At 52.9% G+C, this 20,662-nt stretch carries 10 protein-coding genes, 1 tRNA gene and 3 pseudogenes; 6 read left to right on the top strand and 8 right to left on the bottom strand.

From position 1 onward, the window contains the following. Positions 1 to 41: 41 nt before the first annotated feature. On the top strand, positions 42 to 1,802 hold the full coding sequence (radD, locus tag HV261_RS10710; protein ID WP_202038246.1) for a DNA repair helicase RadD: 1,761 nt from the start codon (positions 42 to 44) through the stop codon (positions 1,800 to 1,802). A 124-nt stretch (positions 1,803 to 1,926) separates the two neighbouring features. Next, a complete protein-coding gene (gene rplY, locus HV261_RS10705; RefSeq protein WP_137384097.1) occupies positions 1,927 to 2,211 on the top strand; it encodes a 50S ribosomal protein L25 in 285 nt (94 codons plus the stop codon). A 121-nt stretch (positions 2,212 to 2,332) separates the two neighbouring features. On the opposite strand, the gene yejK is transcribed toward rplY, so the two are convergent. Further along, entirely contained in the window at positions 2,333 to 3,340 is a 1,008-nt protein-coding gene (gene yejK, locus HV261_RS10700; protein ID WP_005129293.1) for a nucleoid-associated protein YejK, read from the bottom strand. A gap of 134 nt (positions 3,341 to 3,474) precedes the next feature. Between yejK and HV261_RS10695 the strand changes: the two genes are divergently transcribed. From HV261_RS10695 to HV261_RS10685, 3 genes are all read left to right on the top strand, one after another. Continuing rightward, the gene (locus HV261_RS10695; RefSeq protein WP_003027506.1) at positions 3,475 to 3,702 is read left to right on the top strand and encodes a YejL family protein; all 228 of its coding nucleotides are present in this window, start codon (positions 3,475 to 3,477) and stop codon (positions 3,700 to 3,702) included. Between the two features lie 31 nt (positions 3,703 to 3,733). Next, the gene (gene yejM, locus HV261_RS10690; RefSeq protein ID WP_137384098.1) at positions 3,734 to 5,494 is read left to right on the top strand and encodes an LPS biosynthesis-modulating metalloenzyme YejM; all 1,761 of its coding nucleotides are present in this window, start codon (positions 3,734 to 3,736) and stop codon (positions 5,492 to 5,494) included. A 75-nt stretch (positions 5,495 to 5,569) separates the two neighbouring features. After that, positions 5,570 to 5,646, top strand: a tRNA-Pro gene (locus HV261_RS10685). A gap of 96 nt (positions 5,647 to 5,742) precedes the next feature. Here the strand turns inward: HV261_RS10685 and HV261_RS27950 are convergent. The 5 genes and pseudogenes from HV261_RS27950 to HV261_RS10660 all read right to left on the bottom strand — a co-directional run. Then, a pseudogene (locus HV261_RS27950) lies at positions 5,743 to 5,915 on the bottom strand (VENN motif pre-toxin domain-containing protein); the annotation flags it as partial. Between the two features lie 5 nt (positions 5,916 to 5,920). Further along, positions 5,921 to 6,139 (bottom strand): hypothetical protein, encoded by a 219-nt coding sequence (locus HV261_RS10680; protein ID WP_137384099.1) that lies wholly within the window; start codon positions 6,137 to 6,139, stop codon positions 5,921 to 5,923. 245 nt (positions 6,140 to 6,384) lie between these two features. Beyond that, positions 6,385 to 6,690 (bottom strand): annotated as a pseudogene (locus tag HV261_RS27945) (VENN motif pre-toxin domain-containing protein); the annotation flags it as partial. A gap of 99 nt (positions 6,691 to 6,789) precedes the next feature. After that, positions 6,790 to 7,038, bottom strand: coding sequence for a DUF6911 family protein (locus HV261_RS27655; protein WP_442781034.1), 249 nt, complete (start codon positions 7,036 to 7,038; stop codon positions 6,790 to 6,792). Between the two features lie 135 nt (positions 7,039 to 7,173). Then, positions 7,174 to 7,488, bottom strand: coding sequence for a cytidine deaminase-like fold-containing protein (locus tag HV261_RS10660; protein ID WP_202038245.1), 315 nt, complete (start codon positions 7,486 to 7,488; stop codon positions 7,174 to 7,176). A gap of 34 nt (positions 7,489 to 7,522) precedes the next feature. Between HV261_RS10660 and HV261_RS10655 the strand changes: the two are divergent. Then, positions 7,523 to 7,744, top strand: a pseudogene (locus tag HV261_RS10655) (IS5/IS1182 family transposase); the annotation flags it as partial. 541 nt (positions 7,745 to 8,285) lie between these two features. Here HV261_RS10655 and HV261_RS10650 read toward each other — a convergent pair. Beyond that, positions 8,286 to 8,777, bottom strand: coding sequence for a lytic transglycosylase (locus HV261_RS10650; RefSeq protein ID WP_202038244.1), 492 nt, complete (start codon positions 8,775 to 8,777; stop codon positions 8,286 to 8,288). After that, the gene (locus tag HV261_RS10645) at positions 8,777 to 20,656 is read right to left on the bottom strand and encodes a hemagglutinin repeat-containing protein (RefSeq protein WP_326929176.1); all 11,880 of its coding nucleotides are present in this window, start codon (positions 20,654 to 20,656) and stop codon (positions 8,777 to 8,779) included. The genes HV261_RS10650 and HV261_RS10645 overlap by 1 nt, the downstream gene beginning before the upstream one ends. Positions 20,657 to 20,662: the final 6 nt, after the last annotated feature.

The following is a 20,662-nucleotide window of genomic DNA, read 5'->3' as shown; positions in this document are numbered from 1 at the left end:
CGTGGCATACTATACGCGAGACTGTTACATATTGTGAGCCCATGATTTTTACTCTTCGTCCTTACCAAAAAGAAGCCGTGGATGCCACGCTCAACCATTTTCGCCATCACCGCACGCCGGCAGTTATCGTCCTCCCCACAGGCGCGGGCAAAAGCCTGGTGATTGCTGAACTGGCGCGGGTTGCTCGTGGGCGCGTATTGGTGCTGGCACATGTCAAAGAGCTGGTTGCGCAGAATCATGCCAAGTACTGCGCTCTGGGGTTGGAAGCCGATATCTTTGCCGCCGGGTTAAAGCGCAAAGAGAGCCACGGGAAAGTGGTTTTTGGCAGCGTTCAGTCGGTGGCACGTAATCTGGACGCCTTCCAGGGCGAATTCTCCCTGCTCATCGTCGATGAATGCCATCGCATTGGTGATGATGAAGAGAGTCAGTATCAACAGATCCTGACGCACCTGACCAACGTAAATCCTCATCTACGCCTGCTCGGGCTCACCGCCACGCCTTTTCGCCTGGGCAAAGGCTGGATTTATCATTTTCATTATCATGGTATGGTGCGCGGCGATGAAAAAGTGCTGTTTCGCGACTGCATTTATGAATTACCGCTGCGCTACATGATTAAACACGGCTACCTGACGCCGCCAGAACGCCTCGATATGCCGGTCGTGCAGTATGACTTTAGCCGCCTGCAGGCGCAGAGTAATGGCCTGTTTAGCGAAGCGGATCTGAATCAGGAGCTAAAAAAGCAGCAGCGAATAACACCGCATATCATCAGCCAGATTGTCGAATTTGCCCAGACGCGTAAAGGCGTCATGATATTTGCCGCTACCGTTGAGCACGCCAAAGAGATTGTCGGCCTGCTGCCTGCTGACGACGCTGCGCTAATCACCGGAGATACGCCAGGCGCTGAGCGCGATGTGCTGATTGAAGAGTTCAAAGCCCAGCGCTTTCGCTATCTGGTGAATGTGTCGGTCCTGACCACCGGCTTCGACGCTCCGCACGTCGACCTTATCGCCATTCTGCGCCCGACGGAGTCAGTTAGCCTTTACCAACAAATTGTCGGTCGCGGGCTGCGTCTGGCCCCGGGTAAAACCGATTGTCTGATCCTCGATTACGCCGGCAACCCGCACGATCTGTACGCCCCGGAAGTGGGTGCACCGAAAGGGAAAAGCGACAACGTTCCGGTACAGGTATTCTGCCCTGCCTGCGGATTTGCTAACACGTTCTGGGGGAAAACAACCGCTGATGGCACGCTGATCGAACACTTTGGCCGTCGCTGCCAGGGATGGTTTGAAGATGATGACGGTCATCGCGAGCAGTGCGATTTCCGCTTTCGTTTTAAAAACTGTCCGCAGTGTAATGCGGAAAATGATATTGCCGCTCGCCGCTGTCGCGAGTGCGATACGGTACTGGTCGATCCGGATGATATGCTGAAAGCCGCGCTCAGGCTCAAAGATGCGCTGGTTCTGCGCTGTAGCGGCATGGTGTTACAGAACGGCGAGGATGAAAAAGGCGAATGGTTGAAAATCACCTATTACGATGAAGATGGCGCCGACGTCAGCGAGCGTTTTCGCTTACACACGCCCGCGCAGCGAACGGCCTTTGAGCAGCTGTTTATTCGCCCACATACCCGTACCCCCGGCGTGCCCTTACGCTGGATAACCGCCGCCGATATCCTCGCCCAACAGGCCCTGCTGCGACATCCTGATTTTGTGGTGGCGCGCATGAAAGGCCAGTACTGGCAGGTACGTGAAAAGGTCTTCGACTATGAAGGTCGTTTCCGGCGGGCACATGAATTACGCGGTTAATCGTACTTTTGATTGATGTGCCAGCCGTTTGAGTATAGAATCTCGCCCGCTTTTGCATACGCAAAGCAGATCACTTACCTGTTGCTGGGTCGCCTGTAGCAGGAATTATTAAAGAGAGATTTAAATGTTTACTATCAACGCTGAAGTACGTAAAGAGCAGGGTAAGGGTGCGAGCCGCCGCCTGCGTGCCGCTAACAAGTTCCCGGCAATCATCTACGGTGGCGCAGAAGCCCCGGTTGCTATCGAACTGGATCACGATGCAGTTATGAACATGCAAGCTAAAGCTGAATTTTACAGCGAAGTTCTGACCCTCGTTGTTGACGGTAAAGAAGTTAAAGTTAAAGCTCAGGCTGTACAGCGTCACCCGTTCAAGCCGAAGCTGTCCCACATCGACTTCGTTCGCGCGTAATCGCCAACAAGTTGAAGAAAAACCCCGCCTCGGCGGGGTTTTTTTATGGGCGTTGTTTATCGATGGCGACAAAACCAAAGGCCGGATAAGGCGATTAAGCCGCCATCCGGCATCAACGAGATTACTTTCCGCCTGATGTGCGACGCTGGAGCTGATCGCGCAGATTCGGCGGCGTACCTTTGATGGTCAAGGTGTCTGTCGCCGGGTCCCAGAAAATACGCTCGCCCAATAGCATGGCATCGAAGTTAATCGTCAATCCACCGCCGCTTCCGGCAAATTTCGTTAACTGACGCAGCGTACTGCGATCTGCCGGGAAGCTCTCTTCCAGCTCATACCCTTTATCCGCGGTAAATTCACTAAAGCTGACTTCACTGACGCCGGAAAGCTCTTTGGACAGCGACTCCAGTTCGATCTCTTCGCCTGCCTGCAGCTGCTCGTTACAGTAGCTGTAGACCTGCTGGCGCACGTTCTGACGCTCAGCTTTATCGAGCTGCGCCTCAGCGGTAAAGTCGTCCACGGCCTGCAGCAGGCCACGGTTTTGCGCTTTGGCATTCAGACCTTCGCTGGCGCCGAGGAAATCCATAAAGAAATCGGCAACTTTACGCCCGACCCGCCCTTTCAGGAACGTCAGGTATCGCGTGGACTCCGGGTTGGTTTCCCACTCGGTTAAATCAATACGCGCGACGATGTCCGCATGATTGATATCCAGATAGTGTGTCGGGTTGATATCCAGATTTTCATTGACGCGCATGCTGCTTAAATTATTCAGCACCGCGACCAGAAGATACTCTACCGCCAGATAGCGATAATGGCAGAACAGTACGATACCACCGTCGGCAAAAGGATATTTCGCCAGTTCGTCGCGCAGACGTCCCGTCGCTGCACGACTAAAAGCCAGAAAATCCTCTTCACCCTGGCGCTGTAAGCGCAGCGTTTGCGCCAGCTCGCTCTCTTCGCTAAAGAGGCCATAGGCTTTATTCTTGGCGCTATACACCCGGTGCAACTCAGCCATCATCTCGACAACCGTCGCTGTCGGTTCCAGTAATGAATCGCGCAAGACCAGCTCAAGATTCTGCTCGTCACGTTTGATAAGCTGGTGCAGGGCAATCTGGTTGATATCCAGACTCATGATAAACTCTCCTTTTAGACCGGGCGGTATTCAACCACCTGCCGGGCAGTGACGCAATAGAAGATAAAAAAGCAGAAAAAAAACTGTCTCTACGGTAATATGTTGCCCTTTCATGAACAGACTGATTTCGATTTATGCCACAAATTTCCCGCTATAGTGACGAACACGTTGAACAATTACTGAATGAGATGCTCAACGTACTGGAAAAACATAAGGCACCAACCGATCTTTCCCTGATGGTTTTGGGAAATATGGTGACTAACCTTATCAATACAAGCATCGCACCGGCCCAGCGCCAGGCGATTGCGAACTCTTTTGCCCGCGCATTGCAGTCTTCGGTAAACGACGACCAAGCGCATTAAGAGCCTGCTCCGGGGAAACGAACAACAGTTTATGGTAACTCATCATCAGCGCTACCGTGAGAAAGTCTCCCAGATGGTTAGCTGGGGGCACTGGTTTGCCCTGTTCAACATGTTGTTGGCCATGGTACTCGGTAGCCGTTACCTGTTTGTCGCCGACTGGCCGACAACGCTTGCAGGGCGTGTTTATTCTTACCTGAGCGTTGTCGGGCATTTTAGCTTTCTGGTGTTTGCCACCTATCTGCTAATCCTGTTTCCTCTGACGTTTATCGTCATGTCCCAGAGGCTGATGCGCTTCTTATCAGCCATTCTGGCGACAGCAGGCATGACGCTGTTGTTGATCGACAGCGAAGTGTTCACCCGCTTCCACCTGCACCTCAACCCCATCGTCTGGGAGCTGGTCATTAACCCTGACCAGAATGAAGCGGCTCGCGACTGGCAGCTGATGTTTATCAGCGTGCCAATCATTCTGCTAATCGAAATGCTGTTTGCGACCTGGAGCTGGCAGAAACTGCGCAGCCTGACGCGTCGCCGCCATTTTGCCAAACCGTTAGCAGCATTCTTTTTCGTTTCATTTATCGCCTCACATGTGGTGTACATCTGGGCTGATGCCAACTTCTATCGCCCGATTACCATGCAGCGTGCAAACCTGCCACTTTCCTATCCTATGACCGCACGTAAGTTTCTGGAAAAACACGGTCTGTTGGATGCGCAAGAGTATCAGCGCCGCCTGATTGAACAGGGTAATCCGGAAGCCGTCTCCGTCCAGTATCCGCTCAGTGAGCTGCGTTACCGCGATATGGGTACGGGTCAGAATGTCCTGCTGATCACCGTTGACGGTCTGAATTACTCGCGCTTTGAACAGCAAATGCCTGCTCTGGCTGAATTTGCCGGACAGAATATCTCCTTTACGCGCCACATGAGTTCGGGAAATACTGCCGACAACGGGATTTTTGGCCTGTTTTATGGCGTCTCGCCAAGCTACATGGACGGCATTTTGTCGACCCGAACACCTGCCGCGCTAATCTCTGCGCTGAATCAACAAGGTTATCAGTTGGGATTGTTCTCCTCTGATGGCTTCACTAGCCCACTGTATCGCCAGGCATTGCTGTCAGACTTCTCGATGCCAAACGTGCAAACGCAATCTGATCAACAAACTGCAAGCCAGTGGATTAACTGGCTGGGCCGCTATGCGCAAGATGATAACCGCTGGTTCTCATGGGTTTCCTTTAACGGAACGAACCTTGATGACAGCAACCAGAAGAATTTTGCCAAACGCTACGCCAGCGCGGCGCAAGATGTGGATGCCAACATCAACCGTATACTCAGCGCACTGCGTGATTCCGGGAAGCTGAACAATACGGTGGTCATTATTACCGCAGGCCGCGGCGTGCCGCTGACGCAGGAAGAGAATAACTTCGCCTGGTCGCGTGGCCATCTACAGGTGCCTCTGGTTATTCACTGGCCGGGAACACCTGCGCAGCGTATTAATAGCCTGACCGATCATACTGACCTGATGACAACACTGATGCAGCGCCTGCTCCACGTCAGTACCCCAGCAAGCGAGTACTCACAGGGTCAGGATTTGTTTAATGCAACACGCCGCCATTACTGGGTCACAGCAGCTGACAGCAGCACAATGGCCATTACCACACCAGAGATGACGCTGGTGCTTAATAACAACGGTAATTACCAGACCTATGATTTACGCGGCGAGAAAATTAAAGATCAGAAACCGCAGCTGAGTTTGCTGCTGCAAGTGCTGACGGATGAGAAACGATTCATCGCTAACTGATTAATTATAAATCAGTTAGCAGTCCATCCTCTTGCATTCGTGGTGGAAAGCAGTAGTATTAGCAGCCATAAGTGTCGGCACGTAGCGCAGCCTGGTAGCGCACTGTCATGGGGTGTCAGGGGTCGGAGGTTCAAATCCTCTCGTGCCGACCAAAAATTCCCAAAAAAACCAACCCTTGTGGTTGGTTTTTTTATGCCTGTTTTCTGTACGGGGAAGCAATGGGGAATTATCGGGGGAAAACCCCGGTGCATCTGTGAAGGATCTTTGGTGAATTTAGGGACCAGTGCATCGCTACGTTTATCGGCATTCTCCAGCTTGATAAGTCATTAGCAGTTGCTAATGACTTATCACCGTTCTTAATTTTCTCAACGGCCTTATCAAGTTTGTCTGAAGATGTTGCACAAAGGAAATTATTCTCAACAACAACTACTTACGATTATATTTTAGTACTTGTAAATAGAGCAGTAGCCAAACTCCTGCCCCTCCCCATACACCAACAATTGCACCAATTTTTCCAGCTAAGATATATTCCGAAAAGGGAACCTCTCCTTTACTGATCAGCCAGGTACTAGCAACCATTCCAATAGAGAACGTAACTGCCAGTATAAACACCAACTTAATAAGTTCTAATAGAGGATGTTTCATTTACTCTCTCCATTAGCTTCTTTTTGCGTCACATTGCCAGTCCATTCTGAGATTACAGAACCACCAAAACCACCCAGTATACCAGGGTATGGGCTCATTTGACTGCCCTGATATATACCGTATCCGATAGACTTTTCCGAATATTTCAGTGAATACTTACTGGCATCCATTCCTGGCTGATTTTTTATATACTGTGATTCAAACTTATTAGTAATTGAAGCACCAATATTATAGCCAAAACCTGTACCGTCCATCCCTGCTGATATCGTTGCCAGCGTGCTGATGGTCTGCTTCTGATCCTCACTCAGTTGCGACAGGTCAGTCACATCAGGATACAGCTTACCTGCAATCGCCCGGGCCGCAAGTTCACCCGTTGCCGCACCCGCTGCGCCCGCTGCCGCGCTGTTTCCCTGCATCGCCGCCACTGCGCCGCCCAGTATCGCGTGAGCAATAACATTTACCGCACTATTACCCTCTGTCGATTTAAGCAGATGCGCTAGCTGTGGTGCCGACGCCCCCGCCAGCGCGGCCCCCATATCACCGCCAGCCAGATACGCGGTTTTGCTCCCCGTTATCCACTTTTCCCAGCGCTGTTAAAGAACTTATAGCTGTGAAATCAAAAATCCTGACGTATGCTCGGGATCTATGTGTTAGCTCAAAAGCTCCATTGATACGTTGCCAGTATTAAAAAATTCCTTAAAAACACTGATAACAATATCAAAGTCTTTTGTAAGCTGACGTTCAGGCCAACAATCACCAAGTATCATCATTTCGGCATCAAGTTTAGAGCGATCCCAGTAACTTCTTATCTGATATTCATCTTCGAAGATCTCACCTAATGTTATTAGGTAAAAATTATTTTCTGTTCTTACCTGAAGCATTTCAGCTCCACTATCCACCCTGGTTAGGGTATCAAGAGTTATGGAACCTTTTTTCCCTGAAGTTGTTTCAACTGATTTAATATATCATCCCAGTTTGAAATCTGCTTATTTCCGCCAGTTCCATTTAGCGTCCAACTCATTTTAAAATTCATTTTAATCCCTAGCCTTGAGAGATTTCATTCCCGGCTGCCAATAGAGGACAGACCCAGTAGTCTCTTCATAGATTGTTAAAGATTTTAGCCCCGCTTTATCGGCCATAGCTGCTATATCACCGCGACAATAACCACATACAGGCTCTTTAGATACACTCATTGTCATCTCACGCCCTTGAGACATACCCTTTTCAAAAGCTTGTTGGATGACGCCCACTTCAGCATGAGCTGTAGCCATATTTCCATTAGGAAGAGGCTTGCCTTGCTTATCTATTTTAGCCTGGATTCTTCCATCAATGAGTGTTGGCTTATTCACATCTGCTAAGTTGGATGGTCTTGCACCCTGATTGGTATCAGTGAAGATCCCGCGAAAATCTAATGAAAAAATGGCTTCGGACGGGCGCTCACGGTTCGCCAGTGACACTTACCGCCACCGCAACGTAGTGGTGCGGTGTTTTGGGCGGTTAAAAGAATACCGACGTATTGCCACACGTTACGACAAAACGGCGAGAAATTATCTGCCGATGGTGAAATTGGGCTGTATCCGGCTCTTTTACAAGAAGTTATGCAATAAGGGACACAGCCTAATATATGAGCTTCCTGGACTGCCCGGGTCAGTATTTGGTGGATAATAAATTGTACTTACTGGTGTTCTACCTGGCTAACCCAACCCTGAGGGATAACAGGTCCCTGAGGCGGGTTTGTAAAAGGCTGTAGTTTTGGGGGGGGCTTTAGGAATTGAAACTTTTGACATTCCATTCCCTTGAATGTCTCCATCAGCATCCACAACTCCAGGTTTCAGCCTGCCAGGACGGATATCCAGTATCGGAAGTTTCTTATCCTTATCTCCCAGCGCATTATTCTCAACAACAACTCTTTCCGGTGCACATCCCTGCGACGATAACAGTTTTTCCCTTTCCTTTTCGTGAATTATAACCGGTTTTCCCTGCTGTATTTCTGGAACGGCAACTTTTTGCGCTGTTAAGCGTTTTTGGCTCCACAGACGCTACCGCCCGGCCGTTACACTTAGTCTGCTACTCCACAACCGTATCATTATGATGACGTGATGCCACGACACACGCCTCAGAAGCATCTGTAAGTGGCTGAATAGTTTTATCGTTCTTTTCTAATCAAAGAGTCATATTTTCCAAATTCGGGAAACTGATCATAATTCCCCGTCACATCGACCGTTGTTTGACTCTCTCCCAGTTTATAGGGATTAAAATGTTCTTCCCTTACCACGGCACTACCATCTTCTTTAAAAAGATAAGTCGTACCATTAGAAACATTCATAAATCCAGCACCTTCACCTTCGATCTCGGCGAACTCTCGGTGAACTGCCATTGAAAGAAAAAGTCGCTCATCATCCAGAACTTTAAAACTATAAAGAAGATATTCTCTTAATTCTTCATCTAAAAAACCGACACTAATCCAACCAGCATTTTTTGTGACCTGAATAACATGTGATGGTTTTACATCAGAACCGATAAGTGCAGTATATGGCATCCCGTGAGAATGTTTTTTTTTGGCTTCATTCTCGCTTAGCGGATTCATTGGTTCTTTATAACCAGCGGACCATTTCTTACAATAAAAAACCTTATCCATTATTTGTAAACCTTCCCGTTAGTATCTCGGATTATGACATCAGCTTGCTTAGCCGCATTAAGAACTGATTGTGGAATTGGTTTCATCTGAAGTGGCACCTCCAAGATGTTACTCCCTTCCATCTGGCTTCCAGCCAACTTACCACTGGAAGGAACATTTGCGATTGTAGCACCGGCAGGATATTTATTCACAGCTTCCCGGATGTAACTGGTCGCCGTAGCCTCTGTAATATCAGCAAATTGTGTGAACTTACGAGACACTATCTCACCTGTTGCCGGGTTATATGAATCCACACGATAATAGCCGTTTCCGTTGGGTTTGTTTACATACAGTTCATTATACGGATAATTTTTAGACTGTTCTGCGTTAAACTTATTTCCGGCCTGAACATTCTGCAACCAGCCTGGCTTCGCAGAACTCACCGTTGTAACCTCAGCTTTTGCTGCTGCAATCTCTGCTGCATTCTTACCGACGGTAAGGATCCCCGCTGCACCCACGCCGCCTGGCGTTGCAACTTCAGCAGTCAGGATCCCCGCCTGATTCAGGCAAAGTATCGCTGCCGATTGACACCCTGCCAGCACCGCCTGTGCTGCTGCGGCCAGTTCAGGGGTAGCTGCAGCCAGTAAACCGCCACCAAGCCCGGCTGGCAGAGCTACCATCAGCGCATCCTGCATCGCCAGCCCTTTTTGACAAGAGGCACTACCGGGGGCAGTGCTGCAGGACATGATATTTTTCGCATGCTCCTGCGCCGCTTTTACCTGCCCGTCCTCTGTTCCACCACCCAGCAGGTTATTCTCAACCGCATTTTTCCCGGCCTGCGCCCCGGCAGCCGCCGACGCCGTACTGTCACCCGACAGACCACCGGCCATCCCTGCTGATATCGTTGCCAGCGTGCTGATGGTCTGCTTCTGATCCTCACTCAGTTGCGACAGGTCAGTCACATCAGGATACAGCATACCTGCAATCGCCCGGGCCGCAAGTTCACCCGTTGCCGCACCCGCTGCGCCCGCTGCCGCGCTGTTTCCCTGCATCGCCGCCACTGCGCCGCCCAGTATCGCGTGAGCAATAACATTTACCGCAGTATTGCCCTCTGTCGATTTAAGCAGATGCGCTAGCTCCGGTGCTGACGCCCCCGCCAGCGCGGCCCCCATATCACCGCCAGCCAGCCCCTGAAGCGCCGCCGTTGCCGCCTGAATCCCCCGCTGAATATCGCTGCCCGTGCCATACTTCGCCAGTTCTTCCTTATACTTCGGCGTATCTTTCAGCTTATCCGCAGGCAGATTCGGATTGTCCCTGCGCGCCTCTTTCAGCGCATTTATCTCTCCCTGTGTTCTGGCAATATCCGCTGCCTGACCGCCAATATCACTGATGAGACTTACCGTCTGCAGCCGCTTCTGCTCTTTCTCTTTGTCAAAAATCGGGCTGATGCTGTCGTTTGCATGTTCCGTATCACGGCTCAGACCGGATACATCCTGCTGCTGGTTCGCTGTATCACGAACCGTAATTGTTCCTTCCGCTACCGCCGCCTGCGTAGTTCCTTCCGCATGCCCGCTGTTGCCACCCGCTGAAATCATTCCACCCGGCATATTGCCTTTGAACGTGTCGCCGCCAAAAGAACCGCCGCCGCTCAGGCTAACGCCTGAATGACTGACCTTAAAGTCCGCTTCGTTATGAATGTCCCTGAACCCCAGCGTTCCGGTATCCAGGCTGTTTTTGTCCCCCGTTGCCGTCGAAGCGATTACCGCACCGTCCAGTTGCGTGTGACGTCCCACCGCCACATCAAATCCGCCATCGCCCGCAAAAAGCCCTGTCTGCTCCTGAACCGAGTCATAAGTGCTTTTCATCTTGTCCTGGCTGGCGCTGATATAGCCCGAACCGGTCATGCTACCGAAGGTAAAACTGCCGCCTGCCGCTACGCTGTTCTGCTTCGATTTGTAGTCGTTGCTGTCCTGCTGGCTGCTCATCCACAGGTCTCGACCAATATCCGCGACCACTTTATCGCCGCTGACCTGCGCGCCATTCAGAAGGGCATCACGACCACTGGTCATCGATACTATGCCACCGCTGTCCAGCGTGGTCTCCGTCCACGCCGTGCCGTTACCCTTCTCATGTCCTTTTGCCGCATTCACGTTGGCGAAGACGCTGATACCATAGCCATTGGTTCCTCCGCCAATGCTGACCCCTACACCGCCGCCGCTGCTGCTATTTTTCCCGGTTGTCTGTTGAGTGTTTGCCGCACCGCTCAGTACGATATCATTCGCTGCTGCAAGCGCGGTGTCCCCACCCGCCTTTATCTGGCTGCCGCCGATCAGAATATCGCCGCTGTTCCCGCTCTGACCTTTACCCGTCGCCGTAATAGCCAGATTGTTGCCTGCATTCAGGGTGCTGCCTGCCACAGTATCACTCCGGGCATGCTGCTCAGACTTTGATTTCTGGGAAGTCAGAGAAATGCTGACGCCTATACCGTTATTCGGATCGCCGCCGGCCTGAGCAACTGCAACCCCCTGCGCAGCCTGCACGCCGGAAAGCGCCGCTTTCGTTGCCTTCAGAGCCGCAAGACGATCGTCACTCTCATCTTTCGCATCCTGCGCTGCTGAAACCGCGCTGTTCACCGCACTGCCCACAGCCCCTGACAACGCCACCGTCAGTCCGCTGGTTTTCTGCTCAAACTTCTCATCACGGGTGCGTTTGTCGTGTCCCGGTTCAATAAGTACACTATCGCCGCGAACAGCAATATCTTTCTGGGCGATGATATCCGCGCCGCCGATATGTGCCTGCTGGCCTGCGGTGATACTGACGTTGCCCCCCGTAGAACCGACCGTACTGAAGCTCTCGCTTTGAGTGGTGCCTTTTTCGCGCAGATCGTGCGTCGTTTTACTGCTACCGATGGTGAAGCCGATCCCGCCCGACCCCATCAGCCCGCTCTTTTTCGTCTCTTTAAAGCGCCATGAGGTATCCGTATTGGTGGCCGCAACGATATCCACATTGTTGCCGGCCCCCAGCGCCACATTGCCGTCACCGGCAACGGCTGAGCCCTGTACCAGGATGTTATTCCCGGCGGCGACAGTCACATTGTCCCCGCTCAGCAACGCACCTTTTTCCCGCGTAGCACTGTCTTCTTCAATCGTATGGGTAGTCTTTTTACTGAGGAATCCTTTTTTGGTTTTCGTGGTTTCCTGGTAGTGATAATCGCTCTCTGTGGCGGTCGTGAGATTCACATCCCGGCCTGCCGTGACGCCGATATCGCCCTGCGCCGTAACATCCGCTGCCTGCGCACTCACATCGCGCCCGGCGATTATGACCGAGTCGCCACCGCTGGCAATTTCCGTCCCCTGCTGGCGTACGGCGTCATTGACCACGGTTTTCTTCTTCGCACGATAGCTGTCGCCGTCGGTTGTTGCTTCAGCCAGCAGGTTGACATCACGCCCGGCCAGCAGACCCACATCATTTTCCGCTGCCAGCCCGGCCGCGTGGGAATTAATATCCTGACCCGCTTTCAACACCAGATTGTCACCCGCTGAGACGGTGGTACGGGAAAGCCCGGTGCTGTGCGATTCACTGCCGCCGTTACGGCTATTCTGCTGAGTGGTGGCCGCATTCAGATTGAGATCGTTACCCGCTGTAAGCTGAGTATTCCCCCCCGTGTTAACATTGCTGGCGGTGACGTTGAGGTTATTCCCGGCATTGATGCCGAGGTTACCGCCCGCACTGATGGTGCTCCCCTGCCAGTCCACCGACGAACGACCGGTCTCAGTGACCCTGCGTCCGGAATGGCTCCGGGCATCGTTAATCTGGTTGGCATTTACCGCAATATCTCTCCACGCATCCATCAGCAATGAGCCACCCGCAGAGAGATTCGCGCCAGTAACGGTGATATCCTTGCCTGCCGAGAGCGACAATCCGTCCTGCGCGGTAATGGACGCCACAGAACCCAGCAACGTATCTTTAAAGCTCACATTGCGGTATTTGTCCCTGGCACTCACATCAATCTGTTCCGCCAGCGTCAGGTTATTGATATTGCCGCCCAGGCTTTCCAGCGTCACCGTTTTTCCGCTGATGGCGGAGCTGACGTTATTGATATCGCCAATCGCATTCAGCGCAAGGTTGCCCCCGGCCTGCATCAGACTATTGTTAAGGTTGCTGATGCTGTTCTGACTGTCGAGAGTGAGATCGTTTCTCGCCAGCAGCGTACTGCCAGCGTTGGTGATATTCCCACTGGTAAGCTGAACATTATTCCCGGCAATGACGCTACCGTTGTTCACCGTGATATCTTTCGGCGAGAGATACAGCTTCGGTATCATGACCGTCTCACCGTTGACGGTCGCGGCTTCCCACCACAGCATGCTGTGCTCAAGGGACGCTATCTGATCGGCCGTCAGGGCCACCCCAAATTTCAGCCCCAGCGACTGCTGGGTACTGGCAGCGCTGTCCATCAGATAACGCATCTGGTCAAGATCAGAACCTATACCGTTGATGTAACGACTTCCCGTCTTATTCAGCATAGCGTTACTGACATAGCGGGTATCGAACGCCGCATCACCGAGGAAACGGTAGTCATATTCCGGGTTCAGTTTGAGACGATCGAGCATATAGGCCGATCCCAGAAACTGGTTTTGATCGGTATACGCAACGTTAGTTTCACGCGGCGCTTCGCCCGGTTTGATACCCAGCATGGCATTCAAATCACCAAACAGGCTGGGATCGAGTTGAGCAAGGCCATTCAGTTTCGGGTTGACGTTGATCAGGTACGGGCTTTTCGGATCGTCGGAGACGACGAAATAACCGTTCTTTCCGGAAGGCAACGGATACGCGCTGGTATCCACCGTTTTGCCCTGATTTTGCCCGGCGGTATTCACGCCCTTCTCGCCTGGGTTAATCAGGCCATTCAGTTGGCCGAGGCTGGCATCACCTTTCTGCGTGGTAGAAACAGAGCTGAGCGTAGCGGCTGATACGCCACCGCTTTCCAGCGTGCCGCCGCCGTTAATCTGCTGCAATGCGTCATGCAGTCGATCGTTCCACGGTAGGGAACTGACGCTCACCGTGTCATTGCCTGCCAGCGCCTGCTTTTGCACCCCATTACTGAGGGTTTGGTTGCTGAGGGTGTTGAGGGTTGGCACAGAAATAGTGGTGCCAACGCCACTGTTTGCCGTGATGCTGGTATTACTAATGTCATTAGTGAAAGTCGCTGTAATATTCCCACCCGCACTAATCACTGAGCGGTATGACTCACTATCAGCTGTAAACTCCTTTTTAATTTCCCCTAAAACATACGGAACCCCTATGTATTCGAAGCCATCTTTATTGGGTATAACCAGTTCTCCGTAAGTATCAGTGGACTGATACCATTTACCGTATCTGGGATAGCCCTTAAGTCTCTCAGGGGTTAAATTGCAATTATCAGAGAACCACTCACACCGGTATTCAGCCTCTTGATAAACGATTTCATGCCCGGCTTCGGCAGAAAGATTATTCAACGAATCTCCTCTCAGTAATGCCTCTCTGTCCGAAAGAATATGGCTTGCACGGTTATCCATTATTGTAGCGTTGATAACAATATCCCTACCTGAGGCAATACGTGCGGCATCCCCCGTAGCATTCGCTTCAACTATTGATTCACTTAATATAAAACGACGAATATCATTCCCAACTAAAAGATACTTATATCTATCGTGGCAGATCTGACTATTTCCGGCACAACGTTCTCCCCAATAGCTCCAGATAATATTTTCAGGTGATTTCAGCCATTCCTGCAGACTAAGCGCAACATCCGGCTTTTTCTTACCATCACCAATCGTGATTGGAAATAAAAATGGTCCCGAAGGTAATGCATTAGAAAATTCCTGCTTTCTCTGACTGAAAGTCAACCCATCCCGCTGGTTCAGCAGATGCCCGGTTTTGATGGTGATATCACCGTTCTGGGTTTCGATATTGCCGGAGGTGTTGACCACTTCGCTGTTGGCATTTCCCGCCGCATCTCGCTGCATCCACAGATTGTTGCCTGCGAGGATATCGCCGCGCTGGTTGGTAATGGTGTTGGCATAAAGCGCCAGATTATTTGCCGCGTACAACAGCGCCGTATTAACGATAGCGCCAGGCGCATTGAGCGTCAGAGAACCACGCGTGCCGGTGAAACCATCGACTGAAATATTACCGCGACTGGTCAGCGTAATATCGCCACCGCCCTGTAACGTTCCGGCGGCATTGAGCGCCACGTTGCTGCCGCTGAGGTGGCTCGCACCGTTGCCCGTTGTGATTTGCCCGTTATTGCTGAGCTGCCCGCCCGCCGTCAGGCTGAGCGACTGCCCCTGAAGCACGCTACGGTTGTCGATAGCACCTTCGCTGGTCATGCTCAGCGTTTTACCCGCGGCAAACGCGCTTTGCGCAGTAAAGCCATTCACCAGTTTCAGCGTCAGATTACCCAGCGCAACCGCCTGCCCCAACGCATCCAGCCCGTGGCTTTCAACGGTCAGATCACCACCGCTGAACAGTTTGCCTGCCGCATTCTGATTAACCTGACTGGCATTAACACTCAGTTGCGAGTTGCCCAACAGCGTACCGTTATTCGTCACCTGCGTGTATTTCACTGCCAGTTGACCGGCCTGTGTCGTTCCCTGGTTGGTAAAATTGTTACCGGTAAGCGTGGCGCTGTCGGCCAGCCAGTTCCCGCCATTGGTGGCCGTTGCCGCATTCAGAATGAGGTTTGTCGCCTGTAACCAGCCTGCGCCGGAATACTGCGGCGTGATCAGCGTCATTCCCGCGCCGGAAAGCAGTTTGCCGTCATTGAGCGCGCGAGTTGTGGCGTTAAGATGGGTCTCTCCACCGCCCTGCATTAAACCGTAGTTGGACAGCACTGGCGTAGAAAGCGTCAGCCCCTGACGGCTGACAATCTCCCCGGAAGCCTGGTTTATCAAATCGCCGCTCAGCGACAGTGTTGCGCCATTATCCCCTTGTAGGCGTCCGCTGTTGGTCAATGTGCCGGACGTCATGCCCAGCGTCGCACCCTGAATTTTGCCCTCGTTGGTGACTGACGCCGCAGTCAGATCCAACGCGCCGCCGCTCAGCATACTGCCCGCTTTCTGCTGCCTGACCGCGCCGTTCATGGCAAGCGTGAGCGCATTTACGCCGCTAATTGCCACGCTGTTATCGAGGGTTGTCCCCTTCAGCGTAAGATTTTTCGCCGTCCATTGCCCGGAGTTAGTCAGAGAAAGCGCCTGTAGCGTCGCGTTACCCAGCGCGGTAATTTTGCTGCCCGCTGTGGAAGTCAGGTTATTCGCGAGCGTAAGCTGCAGGGCGTCGGCGCTGTGTATTGCCCCATTGTTTGTCAGCGCTTGCGCATTGAGCAGAATCGACTGCCCCTGCCATGTGCCATTATTCGTCACATCGCCAGAAGTGAGTTTCAGCGTACCCTGCGTCAGTAGTGAACCACCTGCTGCGTTAATCAATTCCTGTTGCGGTGAAGCCATCGCCATGCGCGCCATCAGACGCTGACGAGCTTCCAGCGTCAGGCTTTGCAAGCCGGTCAGCGTGCCCTGGTTGTGGATCCGGTTTTGCTGCAGGGTCAGGGCCTTTCCCTGTACTGTGCCGCTGTTATCAAGCTGTGCGCCGTCGAGCGTTACGTCGCTTTCGCTGAGCAGCTTTCCGCTGTTATCAAGCTGCTGCGCGGTCAGTGACATTCCGCCATGACTCATCATGTCGCCTGACGTGGTAAGGCCGTTGTTTACAGTCGCCGTCAGATTATCCAGGCTTATCAGCGAGCCTTTGTGCAGCCAGTCATCAGCGGTCAGCGTAAGTTGCTGCCCCTGCAGCGTTCCTTGCGTCGTTATACTGCTGGCATCAAAGGTCAACGCGCCGCCGCTCAGCGTACGGGACGTTATGCCCGTCGTGAGTACATCACCAGACAGGGCCAGTCCGTTTGTCCCCTGCCACAGACCTGTATTGTTTAACGTCGAGGCTGCAAGTGTCAGCCTGTCACCGGCAATACGCCCGGCGCTGTTGATATCATCAGCCGTCAGCGTCAGTGCGCCGCCACTTTGAATGTGTCCGGGGTTGCTAAGTCGCCCGGATAGCTTGCCTTCCAGGCCATGTAAACCGTTAAGCACGCCGCTGTTATTCAGCGAGCTGGCAGTGAATGTCAGGACATCGCCCTGCAGTACACCAGCGTTTTCCATCGCACCGGTATGCACCAGTAGCGCATTACCGGCCAGCCATTTACCTGTGGCATCCGTGGTGAAGGTATTCGCAGAAACCGAGGTACTGTCATTCCCCTGTACCAGCCCGCTGTTACGGATGGATTTGCCATCCAAAGTGACATTTTTTGCCGCCAGCGTACCGCGATTATCCAGAGAGGCGGTATTTATCGACGCCCCCTGTTTCGCCACCAGGCTCCCCTGGTTTTCAACCGAGTTTGCCAGCGTCAGGTCCAGGGAATCGGCCTGAATATCACCGGCGTTAATTAATGTGCTGCCGCGCAGTGTGAAGTCGGTATTCGTCAGCAACAAACCGTGGTTTTCCAGCGTGTCGAGGCCTAAATCCAGCCCCGCGCCGCTAACCAGTTGTCCCTGCTGACCATTAAACAGATTGCGGGTGGTGAGCTGTAGCGCTGAATTACCCTGCACAGTGCCATTATTCATAAGCTCCGGCGCGGAAATGCTAAGGGATTTTGCTGCAATCGTTTTGTCGTTAAACAACTGCGCTGCAGCCAGTTCGAACAGATTCAGACTGCGCAGCGCTCCCTGATTGTCCAGTCGCTCGCTGGCAGCGATATTCAGGCTATTCTGAGCCTGAATGCTGCCGCCGTTCCGCAGGATGTCCAGCGTAATCGCCGCCGTACGGGCCTCCAGTTGGCCATCGTTGTCGATACGCTTTCCGCTAAGATGCAACGCTTCGCCGCTGGTTACCTGCCCACCCGCAAGGTTAGTGAAGCGATTGCCATCCCAGGCAAGCGTCTGATTCCCCTGCAGGATCCCGCTATTGCTGAGATCGCCGTGTAATGCCAGCACCTTCGCCGCCAGCATTCCGCTGTTATTCGCACTGGCGGCATGCACGGTCATACCTTGTTGACTGAGTACCTTGCCCTGGTTAGTGAACGCGTCGTGTACTGTCGCCGTTACCCCCGCTTCACCTAACGCATTACCGCTGTTTTGCCACGTATTTGCTTCCAGATTCAGCGTGCCGCCCTGCAGCAAACCGGTGTTGTGCAGGGTCTGATTCTTCAGGCTTAATTCACCCACCGACAGCACATTGCCGTCGTTATTCACGTCCTGACTGTTCAGCACGAGCGTATCGGCGGCCATGAGTCCGAGGTTATCTGTCTGCTGTCCGTTAACAGATAATGACGTGTCCGCCAGCAGGCGCCCCGCGGTTTCGTTTTTTACCGTCGCATATTCACTTTGCAGATTAACGCCATTAATTTCTCCACCATTAACCAACTGGCGACCGTTGAGGTGCAATGAACCGTCGGTGGTAATCAGCCCATGGTTGGTCAGATACGGTATATCCAGCGCCAGAGAACGCCGGGCATAGAGCGAACCGCCGCTAAGGTTATCTAACGTATCAATCTGCAGATCCAATGCCGCGTTGCCCTGCATCAGGCCGCTGTTCACAACATGCTGACTGCGAAGCGTTAACGTGTCGGCTACCAGAGAGCCGCTGCTGGTGAGAAGTTCAGGTGCAATAATCGAGATGCGTTCAGCGCTGGCGCTACCGCTATGAGTCAGCGTCGCCGCGCTGAGCGTCAGGGTATCGGCCAGCAGTTCACCCTGGTTATCAATTGACTGCTGCGCGCTGAAACCAACGTGTGTGCCGGTGGATTTTCCGCCATGACTGAGCCTGTCCGCCGTTACGTCCAGCGAACCTTTTGCCGCCTGTACACCGTCCAGTGTGACGCGGTTGCCGGTAATCGCAAGGTCCAGACCGCTCTGCAGATGACCGTCCTTGCCGGTACTCAGCTGCTTTGCGCCTACGTTAAGCGCACCAGCGGCATTAACCTGACCGTTCAGGTTCAGGTTTTGCGCAGCGTTTAACTGTATGCCCTGTTGTCCGGCGATCAGCGAATCTTTCGCGGCGGTGAGGTTTTCAGCATTGACTGTCACCCCCCGGTTGCCAGAGAGGACGCCATAATGTTCAACTGACGCGGCCTGCACCGTTAGAGAGCCATCAGAGAGCAACTTTCCACTATTACGCAGCGTGACATCCGCCCGGATATCCGCATCGTTTTTCGCGCTGAGGGTGCCCTGTTGATTCAACGTTATTGTCTGTACTGAAAGCTGGCTCCCGCTCGCCAGCGTGCCCCTATTATCCAGCGACCCGCTATGGACCGATACGCTGTTACCCTGCATCAGACCTGTGTTGCTAAGACTGCTGACAGAAGCATCAAGACTGCCGTTTGCCGCCAGTTGCCCCCCATTCACGAGGTGGTCACCGGAAAGAGACAATGCGCCTCCCGCATTGACCTGTCCCTGGTTGTTCATTTCGCTACCGGCCAGGCTTAATGCTCCTTTCGCATCGGCCCGACTGGCGTTATCCAGTGCTATGTGCTGCGCCTTCAGCGTGAGTCCGTTACCTGCAGAGAGCAATCCCCCTTTAGCCGACAGGTTGCCGTGACTGTTAAGGCTAACATCAGCATCACTCCCCAGCGTGGAATGGGTCAGCGTCAGCCCATTAGTACTCGCGACATCCAGTTTTTCTTTACTGGTCAGGCTACCGTCGGTGATTGTCAGTGAACCGTCACTACGCAATGAAGTGTTTTTTTGGCTAACCAGAGTGGTTGCGGCAATGGCGACATCCTGTTTAGCCGTAATCTGCAACTCGCCAGCTGCGGCAACCCCGCCCCCCTCGATCGTCATCTTGCCATCGCTACCCAACTGCACGCCTGCGCCACTGGAGAGATTTGCACCTTGTAGCGCTAACGCCCCGGTGCTGTTGATGGCCATCCCGCTTGCGGTCTTATGGTTGCCGGTCAACGTGACGCCTTCGCCACTGGCGGAAAGACCACCGTTTGCCAGAGTGTTGCCAATCGTTAATTTCCCGTTAGCATTGAGGGTGATATCACCCTGGCGGGCATTCAGATTCCCGAGATTGACTCCCAGCCCTTTCTCGCTGGAGACCAGATGAATACGGTTAGCGTACATCCCACCTAATGCGCCGGTGTCTACCGCAATTTTCGGTGCTTCCCCTTCGCCATTCAGCGGGCTCGTCTGGCCATTCGTCGCGACGCGATTCGCCCCAGCGATAACCGTCAAATCTTTGGCGTGTAGCGCAGCGTTAATTTCCGTGGCGCGGGCAATAATTGACACCGCATCGCTCTGACTACCATCCAGCCCTTTGCCTTCAATGGTAATGCTGCCTTTGCTCACATCCAGTGACTGCAGGTTACCGTTAGCATCCAGCACCGGTTTACCGGTAGTCAGGGTGGCGTTAGGCGTGTTGATAAATCCGCACCCGTTACAGGTAATGCCGTAGGGGTTGGCGACCATGACGTTGGCGGCTTTCCCCGCGACTTCGGTATAGCCCTGTAGCTGCGAACGGTTAGCGCCGGTAACTTCGTTGATGATCCCTGACGCTTCCTTTCCGGGACGCAGGTTCGGGTTATTCTGGACGATGCCGCCGAGCTGGGTTTGGGTAAATTGCCCGGTCGCGTTGTTGAGGATCAGCCCCTCTTTTCCCACGTTGTAGTCGTTATATTTGTTGTGTGAAATCCCGGACTGGTTCGGCGTGGCAATATTCACCACCGGAACACCATTGGCGGCTTTATCCATCTGCGTATTGCCTTCAGGCGTGATGGCAGCAGCCATCGCCGGGAGCAGCGGTTGGGTAGCCAGCAGGAAACTCAACATGCCACTTAGCAAACGCTGGGAGAAACGCACCTGATCCTTTTTCATCATCCT

This window comes from Citrobacter sp. RHBSTW-00671, from assembly GCF_014103415.1.
Lineage (GTDB): Bacteria > Pseudomonadota > Gammaproteobacteria > Enterobacterales > Enterobacteriaceae > Citrobacter.
Note: the sequence above shows the minus strand (reverse complement) of the source record. Positions and strands in the feature narration are given on the sequence as shown.